The 10,534-nt window shown below is 73.4% G+C and carries 7 protein-coding genes (1 of these 7 running past the window's edge); 5 read left to right on the top strand and 2 right to left on the bottom strand.

Annotation, left to right across the window (positions count from 1 at the left end):
* The 5 genes from HII36_RS27390 to HII36_RS27370 all read left to right on the top strand — a co-directional run.
* On the top strand, positions 1 to 1,383 hold a 1,383-nt coding region (locus HII36_RS27390), incomplete at its 5' end, for a DUF7825 domain-containing protein (RefSeq protein ID WP_217370024.1).
* A 181-nt stretch (positions 1,384 to 1,564) separates the two neighbouring features.
* Positions 1,565 to 1,870 carry an acyl carrier protein gene (locus tag HII36_RS27385; RefSeq protein ID WP_173526132.1) on the top strand — a complete coding sequence of 102 codons (306 nt, stop codon included), beginning with the start codon at positions 1,565 to 1,567 and terminating at the stop codon, positions 1,868 to 1,870.
* Positions 1,867 to 5,937, top strand: coding sequence for an amino acid adenylation domain-containing protein (locus HII36_RS27380; RefSeq protein WP_173526131.1), 4,071 nt, complete (start codon positions 1,867 to 1,869; stop codon positions 5,935 to 5,937). Before HII36_RS27385 ends, HII36_RS27380 begins: the two co-directional genes overlap by 4 nt.
* On the top strand, positions 5,934 to 6,668 hold the full coding sequence (locus HII36_RS27375) for a thioesterase II family protein (RefSeq protein ID WP_173526130.1): 735 nt from the start codon (positions 5,934 to 5,936) through the stop codon (positions 6,666 to 6,668). Before HII36_RS27380 ends, HII36_RS27375 begins: the two co-directional genes overlap by 4 nt.
* Positions 6,647 to 7,666 carry an LLM class flavin-dependent oxidoreductase gene (locus HII36_RS27370; protein ID WP_173526129.1) on the top strand — a complete coding sequence of 340 codons (1,020 nt, stop codon included), beginning with the start codon at positions 6,647 to 6,649 and terminating at the stop codon, positions 7,664 to 7,666. The genes HII36_RS27375 and HII36_RS27370 overlap by 22 nt, the downstream gene beginning before the upstream one ends.
* Here HII36_RS27370 and HII36_RS27365 read toward each other — a convergent pair.
* Together HII36_RS27365 and HII36_RS27360 are read right to left on the bottom strand one after the other, a co-directional pair.
* Positions 7,635 to 8,903 carry an MFS transporter gene (locus tag HII36_RS27365; protein ID WP_173526128.1) on the bottom strand — a complete coding sequence of 423 codons (1,269 nt, stop codon included), beginning with the start codon at positions 8,901 to 8,903 and terminating at the stop codon, positions 7,635 to 7,637. The genes HII36_RS27370 and HII36_RS27365 overlap by 32 nt on opposite strands.
* A protein-coding gene (locus HII36_RS27360) for a non-ribosomal peptide synthetase (RefSeq protein ID WP_173526127.1) crosses the window boundary here: on the bottom strand, positions 8,884 to 10,534 show its 3' end. 1,976 nt of this gene lie beyond the right edge of the window; the window shows 1,651 of its 3,627 coding nt (coding positions 1,977–3,627); its start codon lies beyond the right edge, outside the window; it ends in the stop codon at positions 8,884 to 8,886. Before HII36_RS27360 ends, HII36_RS27365 begins: the two co-directional genes overlap by 20 nt.

Below are 10,534 nucleotides of genomic sequence, written 5' to 3'. Positions count from 1 at the left end.
GCGCTGCCCGCCCTGGCCCCGCCCATCGCGTCGGTGGCGGAACTGGCCGCCGAGCTGGAGAAACCGCTCTGGCCGGAGGATCCGGCGCGGATCGAGCGCACCCTGGCCGGCCTGGTCGAGCTGACCCACGCGAACCGTGACGCCGTCGTGTCCGGATTACAGCCCTGGTGGCGGGCGAACTGGCGGCAGCCCTTCGACGCGCGAACCTACGCCCACGGCATGTCCGGCGGCGACGAACACATCGGCTTCCTGCTGTCGCGCTGCGCGCTGGCCGTCGTGTCGCCCGCCGACAGCCGCGAGCTCACCGCGCTGCTGAACGACGGCAACCGCGCTTGGCCGAGCTCGGAGCCCGCGCCGCAACGATTCGTCCAGCGACGTTTCCGCGAGGTCATGGCCCTGTTCGAACGGGACGAGACGGTTCCCGTGCTGCTGGCCACGCCGACCGCCCCCACCGGGCACGTCGACGCCGCCACCCTCGTCGCGCGCATGGAACGGCTGGGCGACGCCGAACCCCTGGAGCACGACTTCCTGCAGGCGTTGCTGCGACTGCCGCGCGGCATCGGTCCCGAGCCGATCGCGCGGGCGGCGCGACTGCCGTCTGTGGCGGGCCGGCGGCTGGCGGCCTGCCTGCGCGACGGCGGGTTGCCCGACCCCGTCGTGAGCTGGGGGCTGGAGGCGTTCGACCGCCCCGAGTACTACCACCAGTCGTCGCGCGAGGCGCACGCCAGGCTCGCACCGCCCGAGCGCGTCAACGGGCCGCTGGCCGAGTTGTGGACCCTCGAGCCCAAGAGCCCCTATCCCGCCTTCTCCAGGAACATGGAGTGGTGGCCGTCCATCATGCCCTCGCATCGGGAGGCCATGGCCGCGCACCTGCTCGAATGCCTGCCCTGGCACAGTCAGGTGGAGGCGGTGGCCGCGCTGGCGCACAACGACGGGCCGGTGGGCATCGCGACCGCGAGCGCGATCGTCGTCGGCATGGGGCATCAGCCTCCCGACCAGCGGGCCCTGGCCGGCGAGGCCGTTCTCACGCTGGCCGCGCGCGGGGAGCTGCCCGCGGCCGACCTCGGCCGGGCCATCGGCCACTTGGTCCGCAGCGAACAGGTGAAACTCAACCGGATCACCGGCGTGCTCGACGACGTCACGTCGGCCGGGGCGCACGCCGGCGTGTGGGCCGCGCTGGCTCAGGCGGTGCCGCTGCTGCTGCCCGCACCCGGGGAGAAGGCCAGAGCGGGGCTGGGCGACCTGCTCAAGGTCGCCGTACGGGCGGCGGTGCTCGCCGGGGCGCGCGAAGAGCTGCCCGGGCTGGCGGAGCTGGCGGCGCGCAAGGGGTCGAGTTCGATGTCGTACGAGGCGCGGCGTCTGCACGAGGCGCTCACCGGCTGAGGGTTCGACGGCAAGATCACCAGGTGGGAGCACGGGGGAGCCCGGAGCCGGCGGCCGGAGCGCGTCGTCGGCTCAGAAATCTCGAAAAATCCGGGCTTGTGGTCGATCGCGGGCCTCGGTAAGGATGCTGGGAGGCGGACGGTGATCCCGTCCGATCGCAGGCGAGACCAAAGGACGCCGGATGACCCAGGCCGACGCGGTGGCATCTCTCATGGAGCGACGGTTAGGCCGCGCGCTCGATCCAGATCTGAACTTCTTCGAGGCCGGTCTCGATTCGCTCGCCCTGGTCGAGCTGCATGAGGAGATCACCGGCACGCTGGGTCTGAGCCTGCCGGTCACCGCGATGTTCACCCACCCGAACCTGCGTGCGCTTTCGCAGCTGATCACGCAGGGCCAGGCGCCCGCCAGGCAGGACGGCGTCCGCCGCACCCCGCTCGGCGGCAGCCGCCGTGACGTGCGCGCCAGGATCCGCAGGGACGGTCGGTGACCCTGAACGAACAGCCCATCGCCGTGATCGCGATGGGGCGCTTCCCGCAGGAGACAGGGGCGGCCGAGGAGGCCGGGCACGATCCGGGTGCGCAGGTCGTCCGGGTGTACGGCGGGGTCGGCAAGGCCTGCGCGGCGCTGGCGGCCGGGGAGTGCGAGCTGGCCGTGACCGACGCCGGTGAACTGGCGCCAGGCACCCTGCGGGGCACGCTGGTCCTGCGGCTGCTCGACCGCGCGTTGCTCGACGGCGACCTGGTGCACCGGGTGATCTGGCCGGACGACCTCGCGGTCGAGGAGGGCTATCCGCCCGTGCACACTCCGGGCGACGGGCGGCCGCGGGTGGTGGTGTGGTCCGGGCGTACCCGGGAGGAGGCCGAGTCCGTGCGGCGGGGGCTGGCGGGGTTCTTCGCCGGGCTGCCCGCGGACCGGTTCGCCGACGCGGTGGGCACCCTGCAGCAGGGGCGCGCCCACCACCCGGTCAGGGGAGCGGTCGTCTGCCGGAGCGCCGGCGAGGCGGCTCTCGCGCTCGGTCGCGAGCACACCTACGAGCAGGAGCCGGTCAGCCTGGCCCTCCCCGCCGCGGCCCCCGGTCTGTACGGCGTGGAACGCGTGTTCACCGAGGCCGTGGACGTGTGCGCGGAGACGTTGTCCAAGTCACGCGGCGTCGAGCTGTTCGGAGACGAGTCACGCGGCGTCGAGCTACGCACCGACGGGACCGGTACGTATGCCGCTTTCGCCACCGCCTACGGCCTGGCCGCCACCCTGGCCGCGTGGGGGGTGCGAGCGGAGGCCCCGGACCCGGCGCTCCTCACGACCGGCCGCCCCCTGGAAGAGGTGACGGCCGAGCTGGCGGGCGGCGGGATCCCGGTGGGCGGGGATCTGCCCGGGCTGCTGGCCGCCGTGGCCAGGTTCTGGACGGGCGGCGGCCGGGTGGACTGGGCCGCGCTCGACCCCGATCACCCGCTGCAACGCCTGCACATCCCGCGTCCCGAGCCGGAGCCGCCCGCGTCCGTGGAAGAGCCGCGTCCGCTGTCGGCGGTGCCGTACTCGTTCTGGGTGCTGGAGCAGCTCGCGCCGGACAGCGGGGTGTCGAACCTGGCCGTGGCGCTCAGGTTCGAGGCGCAGTTGCGCAGGCTGCCCCTGCAGATCGCGGCGAACCGGCTGGTCAAGCGGCATCCGGCGCTGCGGCTCCGGTTCCCTTCGACGACCGGGTCGCCGGTCAGGCACCTGGCCGGGCCGCAGGACGTCCAGTTGAAGGTCGAGACGCGGGCCACGACGGAGGAGACGCTGGTCGCGGACCTGCAGGCGTTCGTGTCCGAGCCCTTCGACCTGGGCCGCGACCTGCTCGTCAGGCTCGGGCACTTCACCCTGCCCGACGGCGCGGGGACCGTGGTGTGCCTGGCCGGCCACCACGTCGTCATGGACGGCACCTCCATGCAGCTCCTGGTCGAGGAGCTGGGCCGCTACTACGACAGCCAGACCGGGCACGGCACGCTGCCGCCCGAGCTGGCGGCGCCCGCGCCGATGCTGGAGCCGGGGGAGCCGTCGGAGGAGTCGATCGGCTACTGGCTCGACCGGCTCGACGGCGTCGACCCCGCCGCCATGGTGCTGCCGGGCAGCAGGCACTCCCCGGCCCACCCGACGTTCGCCGGCCACACCTGCTCCTGGCAGGTCGACGCCGAGACCGTCGCGGCCCTGGAGGAGCTGCGCGTCAGGCTGCGCACCACCGGCAACATCGTGCTGGCCGCGGCCTTCCTGCTGACGCTGCGCGGGCACGGCGCCGGCCCCGACCTGGTGATCGGCATGCCGGTCAGCACCAGGTCGGCCGAGCAGCGCGCGCACGTCGGCTACGCGGTGAGCACGCTGCCGCTGCGCGTCCAGGTCGAGCTGGACGACGACTTCGAGCAGGTCGCCAGGCGCGTGGAGGAGGCGTTCGCGGAGGGGGTCGAGCACGCCGACGCCTCGGTGGAGTCGGTGCTGACCCGGCGCGGCCACGGCACCGACGACTGGCGGGTCCCGCTGTTCCGGCACATGTTCAACTACCGGCCCTGGAGCGACGAGAAGGTCCACATCCACGGCGAGGTGCCCGGCTACGTCGAGGACATCATCGACCGCAGCCGCCTGGACCTGCAGTGCAACGTCATCCAGGAGCCCGATCGGCTCACCGTGCGGATGGTGCACAGCACCGAGGTGCACGACGAGGACGAGATCGCCGCGTTCACGGCCAGGATGTGCGCGGTGGTGCGGCAGGCGGCGTCCGGCGCGGTGCACGACGTGCTCTCCCCGGCGGACCTGGCGCTGCTCGACCGGGTCAACGACACGCGCCGCACCTGGGCGGGCACGCTCACCGAGCGCATCGCGACAGGCCCGGGCGTGGCGGTGCGCGAAGGCGGGCGCGAGGTGGGTCACGACGAGCTGCTGGGCCGCGCGGCCGCGGTCCGCGACCTGCTGCGCGAGCGCGGGGTACGGCGCGGCGACGTCGTCGCGCTGGCCCTGGACCGCTCGGCGGACCTGGTGGCGGCGGTGCTGGGCGTGTGGCAGGCGGGGGCGGCGTTCCTCCCGCTGGACGTGCGGCAACCGGAACTGCGCCTGGCCTACCAGGTGGCGGACTCGGGCGCGCGGCTGGTGGTCGCGGCAGGCGCACCGCAGTGGGCCGGCGACACCCCGGTCGCCCCGATGCCCGCCACGGGGACGCCCGCCACCACGAGGGCGCAGGAACCCGGAGACCCCGCGGACATCGCCTACGTCATCTACACCTCCGGCTCCACCGGCCTGCCCAAGGGCGTTCAGGTCACGCACGGGAACCTGACGAACCTGGTGCTGGACTTCGCCGACCGGCTCGGCACGCCGTCGCGCGTGCTCTGGTCCACCACCACCTCCTTCGACATCTCCTGGCTGGAGCTGCTGCTGCCGCTGGCCTCGGGCGGCACGGTGGTCGTCGCCTCGGACGAGGACCAGCTGCACCCGGGCAGGTTCCTGGAACTGATCGCCGCGGCCGACGTCCAGGTGGTGCAGGCCACGCCGACCGCGTGGCGGCTGATCGCCCCGGAGGCCGGGCGGGAGCTGGCCGGGCGGACGGTCTTGTGCGGCGGCGAGCCGATGCCGGCCGCCCTGGCCAGGGACCTGCTGGAGCTGGACTGCCGGGTGTTCAACGTCTACGGCCCCACGGAGACCACCATCTGGTCGACCGCCGCCGAGCTGCGCGAGCCGCCGGCCGACCCGGTGCCTGCGGGCGAGCCGCTGGCCAACACCCGGCTGTTCGTCACCGACGCCACCGGGCGGGAGCTGCCGCCTGGCGTGCCGGGCGAGCTGTGCGTGGCCGGGGACGGGGTGAGCGCGGGCTACCTCAACCGGCCCGAGCTGACGGCCGAGCGCTTCGGCCGGCACGATCGGTACGGCAGGTTCTACCGGACCGGCGACCGGGCACGCATCAGGCACGACGGCGCGCTCGAACTCCTCGGCCGCGACGACAGGCAGATCAAGCTGCGCGGCCACCGCATCGAGCTCGGCGAGGTCGAGGCGGCGCTGCACGAGCACCGGGCGGTGCGGACGGCCGCGGTGATCCTCGACGGCGACCCCCAGACCGACGGCCGCCTCGTCGCCTTCATCGAGGCCCCGAGCGAGGCCCCGAGCGAGGCCCAGAGTGAGGCCCAGAGTGAGGCCCCGCGTGACGAGCAGGAGCTGCGCGAGGAGCTGTGGCGGTTCGCCGTGACCCGGTTGCCCGACTACGCCGTCCCCACCGGGTACGTCTTCACCGACCGGCTCCCCACCACCGCCAACGGCAAGATCGCCTACCGCGACCTGGTCGTCCCCGCCGAACACCGCGCCCAGGTCAGGGACGCGGGCGCCGGACTGGTGGGCCAGGTGGTGGCGCTGTGGCAGGACGCGCTGAACCGCCCGGGCCTGGGCCCGCACGACAACTTCTTCCTCAACGGCGGTCACTCCGTGCTGGCCGTCCGGCTGATCAGGCCGCTGGAGGAGCTGGCGGGCCGGCCGGTCTCGGTGCGGGCCGTGTTCGACCATCCGACCCCGGCCGAGCTGGCCGCCCATCTGGGGGAGGCCCGATGACGCCGTGGTTCGTCCAGGTCAGGGAGGGCGAGCGGGCGCTGCTGGCGTTCCCGCACGCGGGCGGCGGCCCGGCCTCGCTGGGCGAGCTGGCCGGACACCTCCCCGCCGAGGTGGGGTTGTGGTCGGTCAACCTGCCGGGACGGCAGGCCAGGCTCGCCGAGGAACCGCGCACGGACCTCGACGGGCTGGTCGACGACCTGGCCCGCGACCTCGCGGCCCGGCCGGAGCCGTACGCGCTGTTCGGCTACTGCAGCGGCGCGCTGCTGGCGTTCCTGGTCTGCCGGCGCGTGGTCGAGCTGGGCGGGCGGCCGGAACGGCTGATCGTGGGCTCGTTCGCCGCGCCGGACGTGACGCCGCTGCTGCGCCGGCTGCCGTCGCTGCCGTCCTGGCTGTTCTGGGAGCAGCTGATCGCGCTCGGCGGCGTCCCGCCGGAGCTGGCCGACAAGGAGGCGCTCTGGCCGGTGCTCGAGCCGGCGCTGCGCGCCGACTTCGGGCTGCTGGCCGGCTACCACCACCGGGCCGGGCCGCCGCTGCCGGTGCCCGTCTCCGTCCTGTACGGCGCCAGGGACGCCTCCCTGACCAGGGGCGGCCTGCTGGGCTGGCGCAGGCAGAGCACGCACGGGATCGCGCTACGCGAGCTCGACTCCACCCACTGGCTGGCCGAGGAGACCCCGGACCTCCTGGCCGCCGCGATCGCTGAGGAGATGGGATGCGCCTCGGTTACAGCATGAGCTACTGGGGCGGCGCGGGGCTCGGCCCGGCCGACCACCTGGCGCTGGTCCGAGAGGCCGAGGCGCTGGGCTACGACTCCGTGTGGGCGGCCGAGACCTACGGCACCGACCCGGCCAGCCTGCTGGCCTGGATCGCCGGGCAGACCGAGCGCATCGCGCTGGGCACCGGCGTCCTGCAGATGACGGGACGCAAACCGGTGGTCGCCGCGATGACGGCGGCCACCATCGACCAGCTCTCCGGCGGCCGCGCCCGGCTGGGCGTCGGCCTGTCCGGGCCGCAGGTGGTCGAGGGCTGGCACGGCGAGCGCTTCGAGCGGCCGCTGGCCCGCGCCCGCGACTACCTCCAGGTGGTGCGCAAGGCCCTGGACGGCGAGCCGGTGCGGCACGAAGGCGCCACCACCACGCTGCCGCTGCCCGGCGGCGACGGCAAGGAACTGACGCTGGCCGTCTCGCCGGTGCAGGACCGGCTGCCGGTCTACCTGGCCGCGATGGGACCCAGGACGGTCGCGCTGGCCGGCGAGCTGGCCGACGGCTGGCTGGCCATCCACTTCCCGCCCGACCACCTGGCCACCATGGCCAAGCACCTGAACAGGACCGGGCTCGACATCGCGCCCATGGTGCTCACGCTCGTCGAGGAGGACCAGGAGCTGGCCTACGACATGATGCGGCCCATGCTCGCCCTCTACCTCGGCGGCATGGGCTCGCGCCGCACCAACTTCTACAACCGCCTGGCCGCCACGCTCGGCTTCGAACGCGAGGCCACCCTCATGCGCGAGGCGTTCCTGGACGGCCGGCAGGGCGAGGCCATGGCGATGCTGCCCGACGCGCTCGTCGACGCGATGACCATGTGCGGCCCGGCGGGCAAGGTGCGCGAGCGGATGGCGGCCTACCAGGAGGCGGGCGCGACCACGCTGATCGTCGGCCTGGTCACGCCCACCCGGCGGCTGCGCAGCCGCCAGCTCCGGCTCATCGCCGGTCTGGCTCCGGCATCCGCTTGAGCTTGGCCAGCGGCGACCAGGCCATCGCCACGATCGGCACCAGCGCGCCGATCGTGATGACCACCCACAGCGCCGTACGCGTGCCGACGGCGCCGCTCAGCAGACCGGCGCCCAGCGCGCCCAGCGGGGCGGGGACCAGACCCAGCGAGTAGATCGAGCCCACCACCCGGCCCTGCAGATGCGGCGGGGTGATCGTCTGCACCAGCGTGGTGTTGGTGACGAAGAAGACCTGCGAGCTGACGCCGCTGACGAGCTGCGCGGCCACCAGCATCGCCACCGACACCCAGACCGGGCCGGTGGCCAGCGGGATCAGGAACAGCGCCACGTTGCCGTACACGATCGACCACAGCAGCACCCCGCCGATCGGGTAGCGCCGCATGATCTTCACCGCCAGCAGCGCCCCGATGATCGCGCCGACGCCGCCACCGGCCAGGATGCTGCCGAACCACTCGGCGGGCACGTCCAGGTCGCGGATCACGTAGAGGGCGTAGATCGAGTTCATCGAGCCCAGGATGAACAGCGAGTACACGGCCGACGAGATGGCCAGCGGCCTGATCAGCTCGTGCCGCAGCACCCAGCCCATGCCCTGCCAGATCGCCTTGTGCACCTGGCCGGCGGTGGTGTCGTCCGGCTCGGGCCGCGCCTCGGGGCGCTTGATCAGCGCCACCGCCACCGCCGAGGCCAGGTACGACACCGCGTCGATGACCAGCAGCGCGGGCGCGGCCAGCACCTTCAGCAGCGCCGCGGCCAGCCCGGGACCGAACGTCTGCGCGGTCGACTCGGTGAGCTGCAGCTTGGAGTTGCCCTCCAGGAAGTTCTCCGGCGGCACCAGGAACGGGAAGTAGCTGCGGTAGGCCGTCTGGAAGAGCGTGCTGAGCAGCCCGATGCCGAAGATGACCACATAGATCCAGGTCAGCGTGAGCATGTCGGCGAACCAGGCGAGGGGGATCAGCATCAGCAGTACGAAACGCGCCACGTCCGTCCAGATCAGGATGGGCCGCTTGCGCACCCGGTCGGCCAGCACGCCGAAGACCAGGAACAGCACCATCGGAACCCGCAGCAGGAAGCCGACCACGCCCATCTCCTCATCGGAGGCGTGCAGGACGGTGATCGCGATGACGGGGATCGCGAAATAGGTGATCGCCGAGCCGAACTGCGACAGGCTCTGCCCGGCCCACAGGCGCAGGAAGTCCGGATTGCGCCACAGGCCGGTTCGTTCACTGGTCGGGGATGCCATGATCCATCCACCTTCTGATCTCGGTGGCCGCATCGGCGACCAGGGGTTCGTACAGGATCGGGACGCGCTCTTCCGGGATCGGGACGTGCGCGAAGCGCCCCTTGGCGACCGACGGCCAGCCGCCGTCCTCCGGCCTGGGCGCGAACAGCGCGACGTCGCCGTCGTACGGCTCGTGCCGGAAGCCGCCGACCGCGTGCGCGTTGGCCCGGAACACGGCCAGGTAGCGGCGCGCCTGCTCGACCTCGGCCGTGTCGGGGGCCAGCCGGTCGGCGGCCGAGGCGGCGCCCATGACCGCCAGCAGCCGCTCCTCCGGCGCCTGGGCGGCGAGTTCGGCCGCGTCCAGGCCGAGCGTCTCGTCCGGCGAGCCGGCCAGCGCGTGGAACAGCAGGACCGTGTCGTCCTCCAGCGACGCGCCGGCCACCGGCTCCTCGGCGTTGGCGTAGAAGAGCACGACGAGCGGCACTCGCTCGCCGCGCTCGCGCAGCCGCCTGGCCACCTCCAGCGCGATGTTCCCGCCGATGCAGAACCCGCCCAGCACGTACGGCCCGGACGGCCGCACCTCCAGCAGGTCGGCCACGTAGGCGTCGGCCATCTCGGCCAGCGTGGCGTGCGGCTGCTCGCCCGGCACCAGCCCGCGCGCGGCGATGGCGTACACCGGCTGGTCGGGGCCGAGCCTGCGGGCCAGCGGGTGGTAGCGGAACACCTGGCCGCCGAGCGCGTGGACGAAGAAGATCGGCGGACGGTCGCCGTCCGGGTTGAGCGGCACGACGTGGCTCGGCGGCGCGAGGTCGTCCGGCTGGCGCAGCACCCTGGCCAGCGCGCCGATCGTGGGCGCGCTGAGCACGGTGCCGACCGGCAGGCTCCGCCCCAGCTCCTGACGGACGCGCGCGGCCAGCCGCAGCGCGCTCAGCGAGTGGCCGCCGAGCTCGAAGAAGTCGTCCAGGACGCCGGCCGCGGGCACCTGCAGCACCTCCTCGTACAGCCTGGCCAGGCGCGCCTCGACCTCGTCGCGCGGCGGCACGTACGGCCTGCTCCCCGCCGTCTCAGGGACGGGCAGCGCGGCGCGGTCGAGCTTGCCGCTGCGGGTCAGGGGGAGCGCGTCCAGGTGCACCCAGCGGCGCGGGATCAGGTGGTCGGGCAGGACGTCGCCCAGCTCGGGCACGCCGCCGTCGCCCACCAGGTAGCCGACCAGGCTGTGATCGTGCGCGGCCACGGCGGCGTCGCGGACGCCCGGCTGCCGGCGCAGGACGGTTTCGATCTCGCCGAGTTCGACGCGCATGCCGCGGATCTTGACTTGGTGGTCGGTGCGGCCGAGGTATTCGAGTTCGCCGGTGGGCAGCCAGCGGGCCAGGTCGCCGGTCTTGTAGAGACGCTGGCCATTGGAAAAGGGGAGGAAGCGTTCGGCGGTGAGCGCGGGTTTGCCGAGGTAGCCGCGGGCGAGTTGGACGCCGCCGATGTAGAGCTCGCCGGGGGTGCCGATGGGGACGGGTTGGAGGTGCTGGTCCAGGACGTGCAGGGTGGTGTTGTCGACCGGCTTGCCGATGGGCACGTTGGGTTCGCCGGGTTGGCAGGGGTGCCAGGAGACGTCGACGGCGGCTTCGGTTGGCCCATAAAGGTTGTGCAGTCCGGGC

This window comes from Nonomuraea antri, assembly GCF_013283785.1.
Taxonomy (GTDB): Bacteria; Actinomycetota; Actinomycetes; order Streptosporangiales; family Streptosporangiaceae; genus Nonomuraea; species Nonomuraea antri.
The sequence above is the reverse complement of the archived record's forward strand: the minus strand, read 5'-3'. Positions and strand labels throughout refer to the sequence as shown.

Excerpts from the sequence above, each read along its gene's own strand:
- HII36_RS27385 (WP_173526132.1), top strand. The coding sequence starts at position 1,565 with ATGACCCAGGCCGACGCGGTGGCATCTCTCATGGAGCGACGGTTAGGC.
- HII36_RS27375 (WP_173526130.1), top strand. The coding sequence starts at position 5,934 with ATGACGCCGTGGTTCGTCCAGGTCAGGGAGGGCGAGCGGGCGCTGCTG.
- HII36_RS27370 (WP_173526129.1), top strand. The coding sequence starts at position 6,647 with ATGCGCCTCGGTTACAGCATGAGCTACTGGGGCGGCGCGGGGCTCGGC.
- HII36_RS27365 (WP_173526128.1), bottom strand. The coding sequence starts at position 8,903 with ATGGCATCCCCGACCAGTGAACGAACCGGCCTGTGGCGCAATCCGGAC.